The organism is Winogradskyella flava, from assembly GCF_014243395.1.
Classification (GTDB): domain Bacteria; phylum Bacteroidota; class Bacteroidia; order Flavobacteriales; family Flavobacteriaceae; genus Winogradskyella; species Winogradskyella flava.
The window spans coordinates 521,748-542,499 of the sequence record NZ_JACLCP010000001.1 but is presented as its reverse complement, the minus strand read 5'-3'; the positions used below and the strand labels follow the sequence as shown (position 1 = coordinate 542,499).

The following is a 20,752-nucleotide window of genomic DNA, read 5'->3' as shown; positions in this document are numbered from 1 at the left end:
ATTCTAAATCTAATTACTATTGAAAATTCCATTTGAGCCAGTCGTTTTTGGTTACGCCATAAACATTCACCTCATATTAGAGTATCTCGCATTCTTTATCGCCTTTAGGTATTATGTGGTTTTGAGAAGACGCAGTAAAGATGCTATTTCTAACAATAACCGCTTATCCATAATTCTAGGCGCAGCATTAGGCGCTTTATTTGGATCACGATTAATTGGGGTATTAGAAAATCCAATCATTGAGTTTTCTCAACAAAATATCATTCAACTCTTAAATACCAAAACCATAATGGGTGGTTTGTTTGGTGGCTTGCTTGGTGTAGAATTGGCAAAAAAAATCATTGGCGAACAACAATCTTCTGGCGACTTATTCGTGTTTCCAATAATTGCTGGTATTTTTATTGGGCGTATTGGTTGTTTTCTCTTGGGAATTAATGAGTTTACTTATGGAGAAGTCACCTCCTCAGTTTTTGGAATGGATTTAGGTGATGGCTTACTTAGACATCCGACTTCACTGTATGAATTAGTTTTTCTCGTTATTCTATTTTTTATCCTGAAATGGATTCAGAATAATTCCGTTCTAAAAAATGGCGAACTCTTTAAAATATTCATGCTGCTATATTTTGGATTTCGATTTTTCATAGAATTCTTAAAGCCCAATGTGTTTTATGTCTTTGGCTTAAGTACTATCCAACTATTATGTGTAATTTGTTGGTTGTATTACTCAAAATTCATTCTTCAAAAAACAGTCAATGCCAGTTAGAAAATATACGTATTACGATTTCACGCTAAGTCTTTGTCCAGAATGTTTACGACGTGTTGATGCTAAAATTGTGTTCGAAAATGAAAAGGTGTATATGCTAAAGCGCTGTAATGAACATGGCAATTCTAAAGTATTGATTGCGGACGACATTGCGTATTACAAAAACATTAGAAACTACAATAAACCCAGCGAAACGCCGTATACATTTAACACTAAAACCCACTATGGTTGCCCGTATGATTGTGGCTTGTGTCCTGACCACGAACAACATTCTTGCTTAACCGTTGTGGAAGTTACTGATCGCTGTAATTTAACCTGCCCAACTTGCTATGCTGGTTCTTCTCCGACTTATGGAAGACATCGTACTTTAGAAGAGGTAAAGACCATGCTAGATACTATTGTGAAGAATGAAAAGGAGCCAGATGTTGTGCAGATTTCTGGAGGTGAACCAACCATTCATCCACAGTTTTGGGAAATTATGGATTATGCTAAATCCTTGCCCATTCGACACTTAATGCTGAACACAAATGGGATTAAAATTGCAAAAGATTTTGAATTTGCGAAACGCTTAAAAAGCTACGCTCCTGATTTTGAAATCTACCTACAGTTCGATTCGTTTGAAAATACTGTTTTACGGGAGTTGCGTGGTGCAGACCTCAACGATATAAGAAAACAAGCACTAGATCATCTTAATACATTGAATTTATCCACGACACTTGTAGTTACGCTTCAAAAGGGCTTGAACGATCATGAAATAGGAAAAATCATCGACTATGCCCTAAAGCAAAAATGTGTTAGAGGTGTCACGCTACAACCCACGCAAATTGCTGGTCGTTTAGATAATTTTAATCCAGAAACCGATCGAATGACCTTAACAGAAGTGCGGCGAAAAATCATGGAACAAACTTCTGTTTTTAATCCAGATGATTTATTGCCTGTGCCCTGCAATCCGGATGCTTTAGTAATGGGTTATGCGCTTAAATTGGGTGACGAAGTTTTTCCATTAACACGTTATATAAATCCAAATGACTTATTAGATAATAGTAAAAACACTATTATTTATGAGCAAGATGAACAGCTGCAAGGTAAGATGATTGAACTCTTCAGCACAGGTAACTCCGTTGAAGTGGCAGAGGAAAATCTCAAATCCATTATGTGCTGTTTACCCAATATTGATGCGCCAGAACTCGGGTATGATAATCTATTTAGGGTCATAATTATGCAGTTTATAGATGCTTATAATTTTGATGTAAGAGCCATTAAAAAATCCTGTGTGCACATCGTGGATAAGGATAATAACATTATTCCTTTTGAAACCATGAATCTCTTTTATCGTGATGACAAAAAGAAACGGTTAGAGGAACTTAGAAATGAAATTGTATAATGGGTGTTTTAATTGATAGCACAGATTATGGTTGGTATATTTTACTCCTGTTTTTCTTGGCATTTGGTGTCCCATTACTTTTACTCATTATTGGTCTAGTAATTAGACCAAAGAACAAAAAGGCCTCTACAATTATTTTAATTATTGCTGCCGTATATAGTGTCATTGGATTAGGCGTTTGCAGAAGTGTTTTAATATAAACTACAGATTATGACTTTACTTTTAGAACCAGGAAATTTAGATGGGTTAATAATTTTAATAGTTGCCGTAATGTTTGGACCTGCAATATTATTGACTATAATAGGGTTAGCCGTACTTAAAAAAAATAAAAAAGCTGCCAAGGTTTTATTCATACTGGCGGCAGTTTACTTAATTATTAGTTTGGGTATTTGTGGTGCCTTAATGCTATAAATCCATAAAGTCCAAGACATAATTCGGCAATAGTTCCAAATTGGTAAGCAAAGGTTGGTGTGCCATCAATGCATAGGCTGACCAACCTTCCAAGACCCAATCCAAGCATAAATACGATATTACTCATCAAGGCTAGTTTTAAAAAATTAGCCCTAAATATTCCTAAAATCCAAAGAATAGAAAAGCCTAAATAGAGTCCCATAATGGCTTTAAATTGATTCAACTCATCAATGGTATTTAGATGAATGTCGAACCTAGAGCTCGGGTTGAATCCATAAATAACTGACGTTGGGATCACAATTGCCACAGAAATAATTAAATGTATCTTGGTGATAATATCTTCCTTGGTTTTGAGCATTTATTATTAGAATTTCACCTTGGTTTCTATAGTTTCTTCACCGCGCATAACAATTACACTGGCTTCATCACCTTTATCAAAAACAGATAATGCACGCATATAACTCATCATATCCGTAACTGTACTATCTCCCAACTTTACAACAATATCTCCCTTTTTTAGACCTGCATTAAAGGCTGGTGTCTCTTCACGAGTGCCGTCAATTCGCATGCCTTTCCCATCATATAAATAATCCGGAACAACACCTAAACCAACCTTGAACCTTGGTGTCTCTTCGCTTTCGTTCTTGGTTTTCCTAAACGCTAATTCGCCATTATCATCTAGATCTGAAATAATATCATAGATATAATCAGAAATGAGTTTCATACCATCATAATTTAACTTTTCTGAATCATCACCAGGTTTGTGGTAATCCTCATGTTGTCCTGTAAAAAAATGCAAGACTGGTATATCAATGAGATAAAACGACGTATGGTCACTTGGGCCAACACCACTTTCGTTTTCTATAAGTTTAAATTTTTCGTTATTGGATTTTAAGGTTTGCTTAAAAATCGGAGATGTCCCTGTACCGTAAACGGCCAAAGTGCTATCGGTTTTCATGCGTCCGACCATATCCATATTTATCATATAGTTGATGGATTCCACATCGATTGTTGGGTTTTTAGAAAAGTAATTTGAGCCCAATAAACCCATTTCCTCGCCAGAAAACGCCATAAATAAGTAATTGTTTTTATCCTTTATTTCTGCTTGTTCATTTTTTATTTTTAAACGGTGAGCCAGATTCAAAAGTACTGCCACGCCGCTAGCATTGTCGTCCGCGCCATTGTGTATGGCTTTATCTTTTTCGCGATACAAAGAACCCTCTCCTCCATAACCCAAATGATCGTAGTGTGCGCCAATGACTATAGTGGTTTTAGCGTTGTTATCTAAATAGGCAATGACATTGTTTCCCGTAATAGTACTATCGGCATTAGTAGTAAACTCTACTTCTTTGTGTGGGTCTGTTTTGGGTTTGAATGAAAATGATTGCAAGTAGTCTTCCGTTCCTTTGGGCTCTAGTCCCATCTCATTGAAACGTTTTACAAGGTATTCTGACGCTTTAACTTCGCCCTCAGTACCTGTTTGGCGACCTTCTAACTTGTCATCTGCCAAAAAGGTAACGTCTTCTCTTATCCTATCTTCAGCAACTTTGGGTTTGTTCTTGCACGAAGTTATAATCACTAAAAGAACTAATAACACTAATTTTTTCATTTCGGAATATCTATTTAATTCATCTGATGAAATGTAATTTGCCGTTAAAGTTGAGATTGGAACACGGCTCAATTCATCTTTAAGTCTTATTTTTGCGCAAAATTAGGCATTAAAACCCATTTATTATAACCTTTATCATGAAGAACCTCGCTGTAATTCTTGTTTTATTAATCTCCTTTTCGTCCTGTAAAAATGAAAGTGCAAAGTCAAAAGAAGCAACTTCAGAAACAACTGTGGATTCTATTCAAACAAAAGATCCATTGATTTATCCTGAAGAAAAAAACTTTAAGTCCATAAAGCAAGTCACTTTTGGTGGAGACAACGCCGAAGCTTATTGGAGTTTTGATGATAAGCAATTGGTGTTTCAATCCAATAATGCAAAATGGGATGTTGGATGTGATCAAATGTTCTTAATGAATGCCAATGAAACTTTTACAGATAGTGTGGCCCCACCAATGATAAGTACTGGAAAAGGTAGAACCACCTGTGCTTACTTTTTGCCAGACAATAAGCATATCATCTATGCCTCTACACATTTGAAGCAAGACGAGTGCCCAGAAACGCCGTTGCGTAAAAATGGTAAATACATTTGGCCAATCTATGATAGTTACGACATCTTCGTAGCAGATTTAGAGGGGAATATTGTAAAGCAATTGACTAATGAGGTAGGGTACGATGCAGAACCGACAGTGTCTCCAAAAGGCGACAAGATTGTATTTACCTCAACACGAAGCGGTGATTTAGAATTATATACCATGAATATTGACGGTACGGACATAAAACAAATCACCAACGAGCTAGGTTATGATGGTGGCGCGTTCTTTTCACCAGACGGCACAAAATTGATATTCCGCTCTTCTCGTCCTAAAACTGAACAAGAAATAAAAGAATATAAAGATTTATTAGCTGAAGGCTTAGTAGAACCTACCGAAATGGAGCTTTACATTTGTAATGCCGACGGATCGGATTTAAGACAACTTACAGATTTAGGTAATGCCAATTGGAGTCCGTTTTTCCACCCTTCTGGAGAGAAAATCTTATTCTCCTCTAATTTCGAAGCCGAGCGCGGTTTTCCTTTCAATTTATACCTCATTGATATCGATGGAAAGAACTTAACTAGAGTTACTCATGGTGAGACTTTTGATGCCTTTCCTGTATTTTCAAATGATGGGAAATACTTGGCATTCTCGTCTAACCGTAACAATGGGGGCGGTAGAGACACCAACTTATTTATTGCTGAGTGGCAAGATTAGTTTAAGTCCTTTAGTCTTTCTCTCTCTTCAGCACTAGTGGTCCGTTCATTGGTATTAAGGTTCGTGTTTCCAAAGTTATAACGGAAGCCTAGTTTTATGAATCTATTATCGCTATCTGTAAAATTTCTACTCGATTGGTTTAAATACATCACGGATTTATCAAAATCCTGTTTATTAAATAAATCTTCTACTATTAAGGATATCACTCCTTTTTTATTCAGTATCGATTTTGAAACGCTTACACTTGATATTAAAAGGTTTTGTACCGTCTGTAAATTTTGTAAGTTTTTGTTCATCCACCAAAACGAAGCATTAATATTTAGGCTATTATCCTTTAATAAAGACATATTTGGTGATAAAATGAATAGCTGGGACCATTGACTTAGCTCAACGAATCCTTCGCCAAAATTAGCCTCTTCCGTTACATTAAAGACAGAAATAGCAGCATAAAGACCAAACTTTGTTGATGGATAATAATTGACTAAAAAGTCAAAGCCATAATCAACTTTTTTATCTAAATTGGTGGGAGTCCAGGCCACAATATTGGTCTCGTTATCTTGTCTTGGCAATTCAACAATGTCGCCATCGTAATTCATATAATAAGCCTCAAATGAAAAGTATTTTAAAAAATCTACGCCCAACTTGTAATAGTCGACATAGGTTGGAACAAGATTTGGATTTCCTAGAACTACTGTGTTTTCGTTTAAAAACAAAGTGAATGGATTCAGGTTGGTATAGCTTGGCCTTCTAATACTCCGTTTATAGTTTCCATTGAAACTGACATTATCTGAAATTTGATGCGCAATACTCACCGTTGGAAATAAATTGAGGTAGTCTTGTGCATTGGTTTCATTCAAAATTAGCGACTCCCCTTTTATATTGGTTTGCTCGGTACGAAGTCCAAGATTTAAATCCCACTTGTCCCAGGTTTTGCTGTAATTAGCGTAAGCAGCAAAAACCTTTTCATCATATTTAAATGCGTCTGTATTATCGGTATTTAAAACTTCTGCGCCATTAACAATATCTGTTCGTGTAATATCACTATCTGTATTAACATTAGAATACTTTAATCCAGCATCAAAAATTGAGCTATCATCAATTGGTAAATTATAATCCACCTTTCCAGTAATAATTTGTGTGTCTTGATTTGCCAACGTGTTAAATTCTGAATCGTCATCGTTCAATTCATCTTGAAACACTTTCTGATCGCGCTCATAATCATACAGGGTAAAATGCCCATTAAAAGTTAGGTTTGCGTTATTATCAAAATCATGTCTGAATATTAAGTCCGTGCCAATATTATATTTATTATCTCTTGATAAATTATCTGCCGTAAAGCTGGATTCAAAGTCGCCATTCTCATCAAAAATGTTTGTCCTATTCTTTATTTGATATTTAAAATATGGCATGTAAAGTGCCGTACTTGTGAGGCTTAAGGTATTTCTATCGTCGATATTATAATCAAAGTTAAGATTAAGATTATGTGTTTCTGACCAAGTGTTTCTATTGGTTTGAGATTTCCATATTTGATCGACAGCATTCAAGTCATCAAGAAAATTCACTCTATCATCTTCATCCCTATTTAATTTTTGATTCGTGTAGCTATAATTTACATTTAGGTTAATTTTATTGTTCTTAAAAAAGTGGCTGGTGGCAGCATTATATCTGGGAAATACACCTTGAGTATAATTAGTTGAAATATTTCCACGATAGCCGGTAATAAGATTTTTGGACATAATGATATTAACTACCGAGCCGCTATCTGCGTCATAGCTCGCAGGAGGGTTGGTAATGACTTCAATAGATTTTATGCTATTTGCTGGTGAGTTTTCTAATAATTGAATAAGCTCATCTGTTGTTAATTGTACTTTTCGATTATTTATATAAACAACAGCTGGTGCACTCTTAATATTTATTCCGCTTTCACTCACAATGACACCTGGAGTGCTCTTTAAAACACCTAAAGTAGAGCCTTCTATTAAGGCGGTGTTTTCAACGTTAAAAATTAAGCGATCCGGTTTTCTTGTTATAGTGGGTTTTTTGCCAATTACTGTGACTTCGTCTAGATTTTCAGAGGTTTCGTCTAGCTGGATAATTTTTAAATTTAGGTTGCCTTTGAGTATGATTTTTTGCTCAAAATCCTCAAAGCCAATAAAACTAATTCTAACAAAATAAGTTGTGTCGACTAAATTATCTATCTTAAAAAAACCTTCGTCATCAGTCGAGGTCCCTTTAAAGAAACTCTCCTCATTTTCTGCTGAAAGAATGATGTTGGCAAATTCAATGGGACTACCATTGGCATCAACAACTTTTCCCGAAATAGAAAAATCCTGCGCAAAAGCATTAAGAGATAGCACAATAAAAATTGTGCTAAAAAAAAATCGTAGGCGAGCAATCATTAGTTAGGTTTGTACTGCAATATAAAGATGTTTTTTCACTTAGCGTTATGGTTTTTCCATAATTGAAAGCCTCTTTAATCTCGTTTTAGCTAGTGTAAAGCATAAGAAATCAATTATATTTGCAAACTTAATGTTGCCCTTAGAAAAAGAGAAATGAAGAATATTCGCAATTTTTGCATCATTGCACATATAGACCACGGAAAGAGCACACTTGCCGATAGATTACTTGACTTTACGGGTTCGGTCACGGCACGTGAGAAACAAGATCAGCTTTTGGATAATATGGATCTGGAGCGAGAACGTGGCATCACCATAAAATCCCACGCCATTCAAATGGAATACTCTTTTGATGGACGAGATTATGTATTGAATCTAATCGACACTCCTGGTCATGTGGATTTTTCATATGAAGTGTCTCGATCTATTGCGGCTTGTGAGGGAGCGCTTCTTATCGTTGATGCTGCACAGAGCATTCAGGCACAAACCATTTCTAATTTATATCTCGCCTTAGAGAATGATTTGGAGATTATTCCTATCCTTAATAAAGTTGATTTACCTAGTGCCAATCCAGAAGAGGTTACAGACGATATTGTCGATTTATTGGGTTGTGATCCGGAAGAAGTCATTCATGCTAGTGGAAAAACAGGTTTTGGGGTTGATAATATCTTAAAGGCCATTATTGAGCGGATTCCAGCGCCTACCGGAAACGTTGATGAGCCATTACAAGCGTTAATCTTTGATTCTGTTTATAATACGTTTAGAGGTGTTGAAACCTACTTTAGGGTATTTAATGGTGAAATCAAAAAGGGGCAAAAGATTAAATTCATTGCCACTGGTAAGGAATATTTTGCTGATGAAGTCGGTACGTTAAAGCTTAGTCAAGTTCCTAAGAAAAGTGTAAAAGCTGGTGATGTTGGCTACTTAATAACGGGTATAAAAACCGCCAAAGAAGTTAAGGTTGGTGACACTATTACTGATTTTGCCAATCCAACAACAAATATTGTTGCTGGATTCGAAGATGTAAAACCTATGGTTTTTGCCGGTATTTATCCTGTGGATACTGAAGACTACGAGGAGCTTCGGGCTTCCATGGAAAAGCTTCAACTAAATGACGCATCACTTGTCTTCCAACCGGAAAGTTCAGCCGCTTTAGGCTTTGGATTTCGTTGTGGGTTTTTAGGAATGCTCCACATGGAAATCATCCAAGAGCGTTTAGAGCGTGAGTTTGATATGACAGTTATTACGACTGTCCCAAATGTATCTTATTATGCGTATACAAATAAAGCGCCTGATGTTCCTCTTATCGTGAATAACCCAAGTGATTTACCTGATCCATCAACGATAAATCGTGTTGAAGAACCTTATATTAAGGCTACAATCATTACTAAGTCTGATTTTGTTGGTAATGTTATGAGCTTATGTATAGAAAAACGCGGTATGATAATTAATCAGACCTATTTAACAACTGAACGTGTTGAATTGATTTTTGAAATGCCATTAGCAGAAATAGTGTTTGATTTTTATGATCGTCTAAAAACAGTATCTAAAGGTTATGCCTCGTTTGATTATTCTCCAATCGGGATGAAGGTGTCAAAATTGGTGAGATTAGACGTATTGCTAAACGCGCAACCTGTGGATGCGCTTTCGGCTTTAATTCATGCAGATAACGCACAACATATTGGTAAAAAAATGTGCGAAAAACTGAAAGAATTAATTCCGAGACAACAGTTTGATATTCCTATCCAAGCCGCAATTGGTGCAAAAATTATATCAAGAGAGACCGTAAAAGCGCTTCGAAAAGATGTCACTGCAAAATGTTATGGTGGTGATATTTCTCGTAAACGTAAACTGCTTGAAAAGCAGAAAAAGGGTAAAAAGCGTATGCGTCAAGTGGGTAATGTAGAGATACCTCAACAAGCGTTTATGGCTGTTCTTAAATTGAACGATTAAATACATAAATCTCTATTTAACCTTGAATTTTTATATTTTTTGTACTTTACCGTATGAAAAATAGTGGCTATATTTTTTTCGTTTTCTTGTTATTTTCTTTTATAGGATATACCCAAATAGATAGCCCAGAAATAGACTCCTTGATTCAAAGGGCAATAAAGAGTGGCGCTAAAAATCAAGATAGCGCCATTTATTATTCCAAAAAAGCATATGATCTTGCAAAGAAAGAAAAGGATACTTTTCTTATTGGATCAACAGGTTATTATTATTCATTCTTCCTTATCTCTATTGATAAAATAGAAGAGGCGCAATTACTATTGCGTTTCAACTTTGATAATCAAGACAAGTTAAATAGTGTTCTTAAAGGAAACACGTATTATAATCAGGCAGCAATCTTTGATATAAGTGAGCAGTTTGGTAAAGCTCTAGAGTATTATTTCTATAGTTTAGATTTCTACAAAACAGCAAATAATAAAAAAGGTCTTGCTAAATCTTATTTGCAAATTGGTGTGATTTATGAAAAATTAGATAAACTAAAGCTCGCAGATTATTTTTTTGATGCTTCACTAGAAGTTAGCGGCAATACTAATAAAAAGCATGAGGTAGATTCTACCGGTAGAGGAATGCCATCCTCTGAAAAAACAGATGAATCATTAAAAATGCTTAAAGAGCTTGAAAAAGGAGAGAATGATAAGTTAAAATCTATTGTACTTTATAATCTTGGGCAGTCATTAATGGGAGAAAAACGATACTCTGAAGCCATAGGGTATTTTAAACGCTCTATAGAAATAAAAAAGAGGCTTAATTTTTTAACTAATATAGATAAAACCTATTTTTTACTAGGGCAATGCTATTATAATATTAACAATGCTGAAAACGCAATTCTAAACTTAAATAAGGCTAAAAAGGAAAATAAAAAAAGAACTCAATTAGCGGAAATAGAATACTTTTTATCAAAATCATATGAGTCTAAACAAGACTATAAGAAAGCCCTACTATATTCTAATAATTACAAGTTTATTAGCGATTCTATAGCTGAATTTAAGCAAAATGAGCGAATAGCGGAAATTACAGCTAAATTTGAAAGCCAAAAACAGGCAAATAAAATTATAAAGCTTCAACAAGAAAATCAGAAAAATGAATTAGAGATTTATAAGCAAGAAAATCTGAGGTGGAGATGGTCTCTAGTTGCATTAGTTACTTCTATAATTGCTGCTTGGCTTGGGAGGCGTTTCCTAAAATCTCAGGAGCGCGTTAAAGAAATAGAATTAGAAAAAGAACATATTGCTATGAAGGTTGAGGAAATCGCGGTAATACTCAACAATAAAACCAAGGTCTATCTAAAAGAGTTAAAATACATTAAATCTGACGGTAATTATTTAGAGTTTGTTACGGACAAGAAAAGAATAATAGATCGTAATAAAATAAAAGATATTTTAGAAGAACTTCCGCCTAATTTTGTAAAAGTACATCGCTCATATATTATCAATAAAAACTATGTCTCCTCTATCAGTAGGTCTAATGTGATTCTACAACCTGATATACACATTCCTTTGTCCAGAACGTTTAAAAGCAACCTTACATAATTTATATGCTTGTTAAACATGTTGTTTTTTGTGTTAGTTATCACATTTTAGGCTAACGCATTCGTTTAGACTGTAATTTCATTGAAACTATTAATTAAATTCTTTTTTCAATGAAATCAAAACTACCATTACTTTTATCTTTATTTATTTCTATTAACATGTTTGCACAGTTAAATGTCTGGACAGGAATGATAGACGACAAATGGTCTGACGAGAATAACTGGTCGGGAACTGTTCCACTGCCCTCAGACGATGTTCTAATCCCATCAGGTTTTGTGGTTACAATAGATACACCTGCAAATGTTTTGTCTATTGAAGTACAAGGAAATTCTGTTTTAAACGTAACCTCATCTTTAGTTATAGCAAATCCATCTGAGTTTGAAGATAATGTCGTAGTCAATTGGTCATCAGGTGACTTATCTGGTGGTGGAATTTTGCTAAACAGTGGTACTATAAACATGTCTTTTGTTTCATTTGATATCTCCGGATCTTCGGTATTAAACAATCCGGGGACAATTAATATGGTTGGCGGGAATATTCTTATAAGCTCAGATAGTGTGCTCAACAATTCTGGAACTGGTATTATTAATTTTGTAAGTAATGGTGGAATGTTTGGTGCGACCTCCGGCGATTTAATCAATCAAGGTACTATAAAAACATCCTTTTCCGATCCATCTCATCAAGCATTTATGGCGTGTGATATTATTAATCAAGATGGAATTTTTCAAATTGATACTGGCACTTTAAACATAAACAATACAGTTATGAATATTATGGGTGCCGAATTTAATGTTTTAGCAGGCGCCACATTGAATTTAAATAGTCCAATGACTGTATTAGGTGTTCTTTTTGGTAATGTTTTTGGAGACTTAAACTGGAATGATGATTTAATAGTGCCAACAACAGCTGTATTAGATTTTGGAGGTAACGAAATTATAAATTGCACAGGTAATTTAGAGGGTGGCGGTTCGCTTACAAATCTCACAACCATCAACCAGATAGGCGGCTCAGCTTTACAGATATCCGGAAATACCATAATAGAAAACGAAGGTGTTATACAACTTACAAGCGGGCCAGGAATTGCTATAGGTACTAACTCTATTCTAAATAATAACGCTTCGGGTGAAATTGATATACAGTCAGATGGGGCTGGTATAACATTTTTAGGAGGATCTCCTAATATTCTAAACAATATAGGTTTAATAAAAGTGTCGTTTCAAAGCCAGGCAGATCAATCTATATTTAGCGCACAGTTAAATAACAATAATGGTACAATACAAGTTGATAACGGCATATTATGGTTATCTAATGCTAACACTACGCTTACTGATGGTGTTTATAACATTGCTGCAAGTGCTACTTTACAATGGACACAACCAATCACTATAGCTGGAACATTAACTGGTAATTTAGGTGGTAACTTGGCTTGGCAAGGTGATTTATTGGTACCCACAACTGCTAGTTTTAATTTTGCTGGTAATGGAAGCGTTGATTGGACAGCAAGTAGTTTAACTGGTGGCGGAATACTTACTAATGAGCATACCATTAACATCCTTAATAGTGGAGGTGACAAAAGAGTTGATGGAGCAGCAACACTTATTAATAATGCAGAAATTAAAAGTTCTGGTTTTATTAGAATTGGCACTAACTCTACACTAAACAACAGTGTCACCGGCACAATTGATATAGATACATTTGGCTCATCATTTGGCACTGTTAATAATGCACCACATACGTTTATTAATTCTGGGCTCCTCATCGCAAGTTTACCTGCTAATATTACAGTTATAAATGCACCTTTAAGCAATTTTGGTATCATTGAAGTCACTACGGCTGAAATAGATTTCACGAATACACTTGTAAATGAAACTTCAGGAATTATTAGGGGAGCTGGAACTATAGATTTACCTAATAGTCCTGGAGACTTTATAAACAATGGTACTTTTTCTCCGGGTTTATCTCCTGGCGTTTTAACTGTTTTAGGCGATTATTCTACGACCGTATCATCAATATTAAATATTGAGTTAAACGGATCAATACAGGGTTCTGAGTACGATTTATTAGCCATAAATGGTAATGCTGATTTAAATGGTGATATTCAAATTACTCTTGGTTTTAATCCTGACTTAAATGACGAATTCGTTGTAACTACAGTATCGGGAACTATTAATACTTGTAATTTGCCAACAACAGTTGCAGCTACCTTTGATGGCTTTGATTATGAGTTTGATTTTGCTTGTAATAACAATGATGAGTTAATTTTAACCGTATCAGAAATAACCTTAGGAATTTCTGATGAAGAGGAAGGGCTTAAAACAAAGGTGTATCCCAATCCAGCTAAAAATATTGTTCATATCAAGAGCTCTATTGATATTGAATCTATTAAATTATTTGATATCAGCGGTAAACTCGTGTTAGTAAAACAATCAAACACTTTCTCGGTTGAAAGTTTATTAGATGGCATCTACATTCTTGAAGTAATTGATTTTAGTGGTAGGACTTTAACCCAAAAATTAATAAAAAGGTAAGAACTAAAACAATACAAATGATTAACTTTAGTTTGTCTTTAGAGGGGCTCTAATAATTATTAGAGCCTTTTATTTAATGGTCTTTTCTATATCAAAAGGCTTTCCTAAGTATACGAGCCTAGAACCCTCTTTAATCGTATCAATTTCCGTGTTATAAGACGATATAATTTCAAGTTCATCATCAACATCCTTTATAAACAGGGGAATAATGTCTTTTTCATTGTTGGAAATACTGATAAGTCTTTTATAATCTTCATTATTGTTAATATCTGCCTCTTGTATAGATGGATATTTCTTAGCTACTTCTATTAGTGAGTTAAAGTCATCTGTATGAGAAAACAGTCCTTCTTGAGGGTTGTTATTTTCATCTAGCATTTCTTCTGAAGAAACCAGTCTAAAAGAACCATTTTCCCCAAACTGTTTCCCAAACTTGTTGATCGCATATTTGTTAATGTCAGTGTTGCCAGTTAAAGCCATTAGGTAACCTACATCATTTAGTTCTATGTTGTCAGTAAGCGTTTCTGAATAGATATTGGTATCAAACGCTTCTAACCCTAATTCTTTTGCCTTATTTATATTGTTTTGATTACTATCTACCAAAACCACATGTCTGCCATTTGTTTCAAGATAGTGGGCCAGCAATCGTGAAACTTTTGAAGCACCAATGATTAAAATACCACTAGATTTGGTTAAAAACACACCTACTATTTTTGCAAATAACCTTGCGGTAGTCGCATTTAAAAGAACAGTGCCCAGTACGATCATGAATACCAATGGTGTTATATATTCTGCACCCTCTACGCCTTGTTTCAGGAGCTTGCTTCCAAACAGTGAGGCAATACCTGCCGCAACAATACCTCTTGGGCCAACCCAACTAATAAAAAGCTTTTCGTTGAACTTCAATTTTGACCCTTGTGTACTTAAGAAAACAGCCAAAGGCCTTATAATAAAAACTACTATGGCAAAAAGCACTGCTGTTTTCCAAGTATACAATAACTCTAGATCTTCAATATTAATATTTGCTGCCAGAAGAATAAAGAGAATGGATATAAGTAAAACACTTAGCGACTCCTTGAAATATAATAGCTCTTTAAGATTCTCAAGCTTGCTGTTTCCAAGAACCATTCCCATAACTACAACTGCTAATAAACCAGACTCATGAGCAAAAATTTCAGACTCAACAAAAACCAAAAGCACAACCGACAATGACACGACATTTAGTAAGTAATGTGGAATTAATTTTTTGTTAATAGCAAAAGCGAGCGCATGCGCAAATGTGAAGCCAAAGGTGGTTCCAAATAGAACAATCTTACCAAACTCAATTAATGCGGTCTTAGTAAATCCACTATCGCCTTCTACGCTAATAAATTCAAACACCAATACAGCGACTAATGCCCCTATGGGATCGATAAGGATACCCTCCCACTTTAGAACGGCAGAGACATCTTTTTTTAATGGAATATTCCTCAATATTGGCGTTATAACTGTTGGTCCTGTAACGATAATAAGACCAGCAAACAAAAATGATAAATCCCAACTTAGATTAAATATAAAATGAGCAACAATACCTGCGCCAAAAAAGGTTACTGCAGATCCTAATGTTATAAGTTTTGTAATTACTGGGCCAACATTTTTAATTTCAGCACGCTTTAAGGTTAATCCACCTTCAAATAGAATAATACTAATGGCAAGAGAAACAAAATAGTACAAACTTTCACCTGGGAAAAGCCCCTTTTTTTGCACATCGTTCCAAATGGGCTCTATCCACTTGGTCCCGTCATCGCTCAAAAATTCTGCGGCAATCGGTCCAACTAATAGTCCGATTAATATTAATGGTAAAATCGCTGGAATTTTAAACTTCCATGCCACCCATTGTGCCAAAATACCAAGTATAATTATTCCTGCTAACTCTAACATTAATCTTGTTTTTGGTGAAAATACTAAATAAATACTATTTGAGGATTCACCCGTGGCGTTTTTGAATTATTAGATTTTAACTCTTTTCGTATTCTTTCTCTTCAGCCTTGTAATATAATTTTTTTAAGCTTCGCTTTAAAAGTGTAAACCGATACACCCCGATTATGAAAAATATAACGCTAAAGACTAAGGCAGTTAATGCTAGGTATTTGAAGTTTGTAAACTCCTTAAGCTGAAAAAAAGCAATGCTACCCAATAGCAAATACAACGACGACCTTACGTAAGACAATAAGGTGCGCTCATTGGCCAAACGCGTACGCTCAATGGCAAGATAGTCTCTTAAGATTACCTGTTGGTCTGGATCAAAATCCCGTCCAAATTGCAACAATTTCATCTTCTTCATTTTTACTGGGTTTTTTAATTTTTTAATCGTTTACGGGCTATTTTGTCGCATAAATGTACTTATTTTTAAAAAGCAATAAGGTAACTGGTGTTTATAAACTGTTAAAAATCCCCTAAGTATTCAGACGCATAGCCCAATATTCTTAACACTTTTAGTAATTTGCAGTTCATTTAAATTTTGTGTTTTAAAATGCAATTATACCCTATAAATGCTGGTAACTTTAAGCTTGATGGCGGTGCTATGTTTGGTGTCGTACCAAAATCATTATGGACTCGCACAAATCCTGCGGATAGTAATAATATGATTGACATCGCGGCACGCTGTTTGTTAATTGAAGATGAAAATCGTTTGATTTTAATTGATACTGGTATGGGCAATAAACAAAGTGATAAGTTTTATGGTTATTATTTTCTTTGGGGGGATGATACTCTTGATAAATCGCTGGCGTCTCATGGTTTTCATAGAGATGATATTACGGATGTGTTTATGACACACCTTCATTTTGATCATTGTGGCGGAAGCATTCAATGGAATAAGGACAAAACTAGTTGTGAACCAGCCTTTAAGAATGCTTATTTTTGGAGTAATTCTAGTCACTGGAAATGGGCAGCCGAACCAAACCGCAGGGAGAAAGCATCATTTTTAAAAGAAAATATTTTACCCATGCAAGACAGTGGTCAATTAAAGTTTATTTCTGTTCCAAATGACAAAATTTTGAAAAATTCTGAATTGGAATTTGATATATTTTTCGCTGATGGCCACACTGATAAGCAAATGATTCCCATGATTAATTACAAAGGTAAAACCATTTGCTTTATGGCAGATTTGTTGCCAACGGCTGGACACCTGCCTTTACCCTTTGTAATGGGTTACGATACCAGACCACTACTGACTCTGGATGAGAAAGAATTATTCTTGAACATGGCGGCAGACCAAAATTTTTATCTATTTTTAGAGCATGATGCTCACAATGAAATCATAACTGTAAAGCATACAGAGAAAGGTGTACGGCTAGATGAAATCCACACTTGTAAAACAATCTTTAATTAAATAGTACTTATATGAAAATGACTTACCGATTGATCGTTGGTCTGAGTTTAGCAACTTCACTTTTTGTGGGTTGTGGTGGGGCGGCAGACATACTTTCTACACCTATTGAGAATATTGACACCTCTCCCCTAAAGGTTACTGAATTAACAGAGGATGAAAAGAAAAATTGGGGGCATCTAGATCTTGAAAAAGACACCGTTCCAGGTATGGCTGTAGATAGAGCCTACGAAGAACTCATAAAGAACAAAAAAGGTAAAAAAATTATTGTAGCGGTAATAGATTCTGGTATTGATATAGATCACGAAGACTTAGATGATGTCATCTGGACCAACAAAGATGAGATTCCAAATAATGGAAAAGATGATGATAAAAATGGTTATGTGGATGACATTCACGGATGGAATTTTTTGGGAGAGGCTTATGATGAACAACTAGAGTATGTACGGTTATTAGCGTCTGGTAACACTTCGGCGCCAAGATATGCTGAAGCGCAAGCTAAATACGATGAGGATTATCAGCTCTGGACTGGTCGTAAAACACAGTACGACCAAATCTATCAACAAATAGTATCTGCTGATGAAACTTTAGTGAAAGCAACTGGTAAAAAAGATTATACAAAAGAAGATGTTAATGCTATAAAGTCTGATGATCAAGCCGTTCAACAAGCGGTGGGTATTGCCCAGTATATGTACAGCAATGGCATAGAATCTATGGCGGATGCTAAGAAAGAAATTAAAGATGGTTTAGAATCCATAAATGAGCGATTAAACTATAACCTCAACAAAACCTTTTCTGGTAGAAAAACCAATGACAATATCAACGATCTATCTGATATCGGTTATGGGAATGGTAATGTAAAACACGTAAAAAAGTCGGAGGCACACGGCACGCATGTTGCAGGTATTATCGCGGCAGAGCGCAATAACGGAAAGGGAGCAAATGGTGTTGCCAACAACGTAGAGGTTATGGCTTTAAGAACAGTCCCAAATGGGGATGAGTACGATAAGGATGTTGCTTTAGCTATTCGATATGCTGTGGATAATGGTGCCAAAGTGATTAATGGAAGTTTTGGAAAATCTTTTTCTCCGCACGCAGAATGGGTGAGAGATGCCATTAAATATGCTTCAGACAACGATGTTGTTTTTGTTCATGCGGCCGGTAACGATAGTAATAATGTGGATGTTGAGCCTAATTTCCCTGATGACAATGTGAACTTCGTTGAGGTTTCAGACACCTACATTAGAGTTGGTTCTTTAACTCAAAAATATGGTTCTAAAATGGTGTCTGGTTTTTCTAATTACGGAAAGAAGAATGTAGATGTCTTTGCCCCGGGTTCGGCAGTATATTCTACAACTCCAGAAAACGAATATGACTTTAAGGGTGGTACATCCATGGCTGCTCCTGGTGTTGCGGGAATTGCGGCTTTAATCCGTTCGCAATACCCTAACTTATCGGCAGCTCAAGTAAAACAGGTCATTGTTGATTCTGGTTTACCGTTAACAACGAAAGTTGTTGTTGGTGGGGATGCTTCAAATGTGAAACCTTTTGCCGACTTATCTAAATCTGGTAAAATAGCGAACGCCTATAATGCCTTAATTATGGCATCAAAAATTAAATAACCTATAAGGGTATTTAGTTAATTATTAGTTTGACAAAATTGGTAAGTGCCAAGAAATAAACTTAAAGAATTTTATGAAAAAAGCAATTTTAAATTTTACTGTTTTCGTTTTGATGTTCTCTTGCGGAGCAACAGAAAAACCAACTCAAAACACAAAACCCATAACAATATCAAATGATGGTTATTGGCAACAGCACGTGGATTATGACATGGAAATTGATATGGATGTTAACACCTATCAATATGCGGGTAAACAAAAATTGGTGTATACCAATAATTCTCCGGACGTACTAAATCGTGTGTATTATCACTTGTATTTTAACGCGTTTCAGCCCGGAAGTGAAATGGATGTGCGTTCCCGTACCATAGCGGATCCGAGTCCAAAAATTGGTGATCGTATTAGTAAACTCCAACCTAACGAAATAGGTTATATCAAGGTCAATTCATTAAAGCAAAACGGTAAAACTATTTCATACGAAACTGTTGGGACTGTTTTGGAGGTCAAGTTAGATCAGCCTATTCAACCTGGCGAAAAAGTAACCTTTGATATGGATTTTGATGCTCAGGTTCCTGTCCAAATTCGTCGTTCTGGTAGAAATAATAAAGAAGGAGTTGCCTTATCCATGACACAATGGTACCCTAAGTTAGCTGAATATGATGATGAGGGCTGGCACGCAGATCCATATATAGCTAGGGAATTTCATGGTGTTTGGGGAGATTTTGACGTGAAACTAACCATTGATAAAAATTATGTGGTTGGCGGTACTGGTTATGTTAAAGGTGATCCTAAAGTTAGTGGAAATAAAAAAACACTTCATTTTGAAGCGCCAAATGTCCACGACTTTACTTGGGCAGCAGATCCGGATTTCATTCATGATACTCTAGAAATGCCTAATGGGCCAACATTACATTTTTATTACAAAAAAGATTTAGAACCAAAATATATTGAAAACTGGAAAAATCTTCAGCCAGATACAGCTAAGCTCATGACCTATTTTAGTGAAAATATTGGGCAGTATCCATACGATCAGTATTCCGTAATTCAAGGTGGAGATGGCGGTATGGAATATGCCATGTGCACACTAATTACTGGACAACGCAGTTATGGTAGTTTGTTGGGTGTTACTGCTCATGAAATGGCGCACACTTGGTTTCAATTTTTATTAGCGACAAACGAAGCAAAACACGAGTGGATGGACGAAGGCTTCACAAGCTATATTTCTACACTCGCTGAAAATGAGCTAAGCGCAACCAAAAGTGACAATCCTTTGAATAGATCCTACAGGAGCTATATCGCATTAGCTAATTCGGGCTATGAGCAACCATTAACTACGCATGCTGATCGTTATACCTATAATCAAGTTTATAGTGCTGCGGCTTATAGCAAGGGTGCTGTATTTATTGCTCAACTTGGTTACATTATTGGGGAAGAAAACCTAAAAAAGACCATAAAAAAATATTTTGAAGACTTCTCGTTTAAGCATCCTAAACCTATGGATGTAGTGCGCACTGCAGAAAAAGTTACGGACTTGGAATTAGATTGGTACTTAATGGATTTTGCCCAGACCACAAATAATATTGATTATGGAGTAAAAGCTGTAGAAGATAAATCTATTACTTTAGAACGCATAGGATTGATGCCAATGCCTATTGATCTATCGGTAACTTATACAGATGGTACCACTGAGCTGTTTTATATTCCATTACAAATGATGCGTGGTGAAAAGCCAACCTCAGCCACAATTATTGATGATTGGGCTTGGGCAATGCCAACATATACGTTTGAAGCTAAAAAAGCTGTGAAATCGGTTGAAATAGATCCATCGCAAATGATGGCCGATGTGAAACGGGAGAATAATGTGTTTGCAATAGAATAGTTTT

Annotated in this window: 16 protein-coding genes; 11 read left to right on the top strand and 5 right to left on the bottom strand. The window is 35.5% G+C overall.

Annotated elements, in window-relative coordinates; all coding sequences use genetic code 11:
* Window positions 1-19: 19 nt before the first annotated feature.
* Genes H7F21_RS02380 through H7F21_RS02365 form a run of 4 tightly spaced genes read left to right on the top strand, consistent with a single transcriptional unit; the run spans window position 20 to window position 2,558 of the window.
* Window positions 20-763 (top strand): prolipoprotein diacylglyceryl transferase, encoded by a 744-nt coding sequence (locus tag H7F21_RS02380; RefSeq protein ID WP_185787631.1) that lies wholly within the window; start codon window positions 20-22, stop codon window positions 761-763.
* Window positions 753-2,147, top strand: coding sequence for a radical SAM protein (locus H7F21_RS02375; protein ID WP_185787630.1), 1,395 nt, complete (start codon window positions 753-755; stop codon window positions 2,145-2,147). The genes H7F21_RS02380 and H7F21_RS02375 overlap by 11 nt, the downstream gene beginning before the upstream one ends.
* Window positions 2,147-2,347 (top strand): hypothetical protein, encoded by a 201-nt coding sequence (locus tag H7F21_RS02370; RefSeq protein WP_185787629.1) that lies wholly within the window; start codon window positions 2,147-2,149, stop codon window positions 2,345-2,347. The genes H7F21_RS02375 and H7F21_RS02370 overlap by 1 nt, the downstream gene beginning before the upstream one ends.
* 10 nt (window positions 2,348-2,357) lie before the next feature.
* A complete protein-coding gene (locus H7F21_RS02365; RefSeq protein WP_185787628.1) occupies window positions 2,358-2,558 on the top strand; it encodes a hypothetical protein in 201 nt (66 codons plus the stop codon).
* Here H7F21_RS02365 and H7F21_RS02360 read toward each other — a convergent pair.
* Both H7F21_RS02360 and H7F21_RS02355 read right to left on the bottom strand, forming a co-directional pair.
* A complete protein-coding gene (locus H7F21_RS02360; protein WP_185787627.1) occupies window positions 2,524-2,916 on the bottom strand; it encodes a DUF4345 domain-containing protein in 393 nt (130 codons plus the stop codon). The genes H7F21_RS02365 and H7F21_RS02360 overlap by 35 nt on opposite strands.
* A gap of 6 nt (window positions 2,917-2,922) precedes the next feature.
* On the bottom strand, window positions 2,923-4,167 hold the full coding sequence (locus H7F21_RS02355; protein ID WP_185787626.1) for a M28 family peptidase: 1,245 nt from the start codon (window positions 4,165-4,167) through the stop codon (window positions 2,923-2,925).
* Window positions 4,168-4,304: 137 nt separating this feature from the next.
* Between H7F21_RS02355 and H7F21_RS02350 the strand changes: the two genes are divergently transcribed.
* Window positions 4,305-5,420: a TolB family protein gene (locus tag H7F21_RS02350; RefSeq protein ID WP_185787625.1), complete on the top strand. Its 1,116-nt coding sequence runs from the start codon at window positions 4,305-4,307 to the stop codon at window positions 5,418-5,420.
* Here the strand turns inward: H7F21_RS02350 and H7F21_RS02345 are convergent.
* Window positions 5,417-7,819, bottom strand: coding sequence for a TonB-dependent receptor (locus H7F21_RS02345; protein ID WP_185787624.1), 2,403 nt, complete (start codon window positions 7,817-7,819; stop codon window positions 5,417-5,419). The two genes, H7F21_RS02350 and H7F21_RS02345, sit on opposite strands and share 4 nt — an antisense overlap.
* Window positions 7,820-7,972: 153 nt before the next feature.
* On the opposite strand from H7F21_RS02345, the gene lepA reads away from it, so the two are divergent.
* The 3 genes from lepA (at window position 7,973) to H7F21_RS02330 (ending at window position 13,883) form a co-directional block, all read left to right on the top strand.
* On the top strand, window positions 7,973-9,769 hold the full coding sequence (lepA, locus tag H7F21_RS02340; protein WP_185787623.1) for a translation elongation factor 4: 1,797 nt from the start codon (window positions 7,973-7,975) through the stop codon (window positions 9,767-9,769).
* A gap of 53 nt (window positions 9,770-9,822) precedes the next feature.
* On the top strand, window positions 9,823-11,355 hold the full coding sequence (locus H7F21_RS02335) for a LytTR family transcriptional regulator (protein WP_185787622.1): 1,533 nt from the start codon (window positions 9,823-9,825) through the stop codon (window positions 11,353-11,355).
* 110 nt (window positions 11,356-11,465) lie between these two features.
* Window positions 11,466-13,883, top strand: coding sequence for a T9SS type A sorting domain-containing protein (locus H7F21_RS02330; protein ID WP_185787621.1), 2,418 nt, complete (start codon window positions 11,466-11,468; stop codon window positions 13,881-13,883).
* Window positions 13,884-13,952: 69 nt separating this feature from the next.
* Here the strand turns inward: H7F21_RS02330 and H7F21_RS02325 are convergent, their stop codons facing one another.
* Window positions 13,953-15,800: a cation:proton antiporter gene (locus H7F21_RS02325; RefSeq protein WP_185787620.1), complete on the bottom strand. Its 1,848-nt coding sequence runs from the start codon at window positions 15,798-15,800 to the stop codon at window positions 13,953-13,955.
* Window positions 15,801-15,876: 76 nt separating this feature from the next.
* Window positions 15,877-16,194, bottom strand: coding sequence for a DUF202 domain-containing protein (locus H7F21_RS02320; RefSeq protein WP_185788533.1), 318 nt, complete (start codon window positions 16,192-16,194; stop codon window positions 15,877-15,879).
* 198 nt (window positions 16,195-16,392) lie between these two features.
* On the opposite strand from H7F21_RS02320, the gene H7F21_RS02315 reads away from it, so the two are divergent.
* The 3 genes from H7F21_RS02315 to H7F21_RS02305 all read left to right on the top strand — a co-directional run bounded on the left by H7F21_RS02315 (window position 16,393) and on the right by H7F21_RS02305 (window position 20,748).
* The gene (locus tag H7F21_RS02315; RefSeq protein ID WP_185787619.1) at window positions 16,393-17,253 is read left to right on the top strand and encodes an MBL fold metallo-hydrolase; all 861 of its coding nucleotides are present in this window, start codon (window positions 16,393-16,395) and stop codon (window positions 17,251-17,253) included.
* 11 nt (window positions 17,254-17,264) lie between these two features.
* Window positions 17,265-18,872 carry a S8 family peptidase gene (locus H7F21_RS02310; protein WP_185787618.1) on the top strand — a complete coding sequence of 536 codons (1,608 nt, stop codon included), beginning with the start codon at window positions 17,265-17,267 and terminating at the stop codon, window positions 18,870-18,872.
* A gap of 73 nt (window positions 18,873-18,945) precedes the next feature.
* Window positions 18,946-20,748 (top strand): M1 family metallopeptidase, encoded by a 1,803-nt coding sequence (locus H7F21_RS02305; protein ID WP_185787617.1) that lies wholly within the window; start codon window positions 18,946-18,948, stop codon window positions 20,746-20,748.
* Window positions 20,749-20,752 lie beyond the last annotated feature (4 nt).

Excerpts from the sequence above, each read along its gene's own strand:
- H7F21_RS02375 (WP_185787630.1), top strand. The coding sequence starts at position 753 with ATGCCAGTTAGAAAATATACGTATTACGATTTCACGCTAAGTCTTTGT.
- H7F21_RS02370 (WP_185787629.1), top strand. The coding sequence starts at position 2,147 with ATGGGTGTTTTAATTGATAGCACAGATTATGGTTGGTATATTTTACTC.
- H7F21_RS02365 (WP_185787628.1), top strand. The coding sequence starts at position 2,358 with ATGACTTTACTTTTAGAACCAGGAAATTTAGATGGGTTAATAATTTTA.
- H7F21_RS02360 (WP_185787627.1), bottom strand. The coding sequence starts at position 2,916 with ATGCTCAAAACCAAGGAAGATATTATCACCAAGATACATTTAATTATT.
- H7F21_RS02355 (WP_185787626.1), bottom strand. The coding sequence starts at position 4,167 with ATGAAAAAATTAGTGTTATTAGTTCTTTTAGTGATTATAACTTCGTGC.
- H7F21_RS02350 (WP_185787625.1), top strand. The coding sequence starts at position 4,305 with ATGAAGAACCTCGCTGTAATTCTTGTTTTATTAATCTCCTTTTCGTCC.
- H7F21_RS02345 (WP_185787624.1), bottom strand. The coding sequence starts at position 7,819 with ATGATTGCTCGCCTACGATTTTTTTTTAGCACAATTTTTATTGTGCTA.
- lepA (WP_185787623.1), top strand. The coding sequence starts at position 7,973 with ATGAAGAATATTCGCAATTTTTGCATCATTGCACATATAGACCACGGA.
- H7F21_RS02335 (WP_185787622.1), top strand. The coding sequence starts at position 9,823 with ATGAAAAATAGTGGCTATATTTTTTTCGTTTTCTTGTTATTTTCTTTT.
- H7F21_RS02330 (WP_185787621.1), top strand. The coding sequence starts at position 11,466 with ATGAAATCAAAACTACCATTACTTTTATCTTTATTTATTTCTATTAAC.
- H7F21_RS02325 (WP_185787620.1), bottom strand. The coding sequence starts at position 15,800 with ATGTTAGAGTTAGCAGGAATAATTATACTTGGTATTTTGGCACAATGG.
- H7F21_RS02320 (WP_185788533.1), bottom strand. The coding sequence starts at position 16,194 with ATGAAATTGTTGCAATTTGGACGGGATTTTGATCCAGACCAACAGGTA.
- H7F21_RS02315 (WP_185787619.1), top strand. The coding sequence starts at position 16,393 with ATGCAATTATACCCTATAAATGCTGGTAACTTTAAGCTTGATGGCGGT.
- H7F21_RS02310 (WP_185787618.1), top strand. The coding sequence starts at position 17,265 with ATGAAAATGACTTACCGATTGATCGTTGGTCTGAGTTTAGCAACTTCA.
- H7F21_RS02305 (WP_185787617.1), top strand. The coding sequence starts at position 18,946 with ATGAAAAAAGCAATTTTAAATTTTACTGTTTTCGTTTTGATGTTCTCT.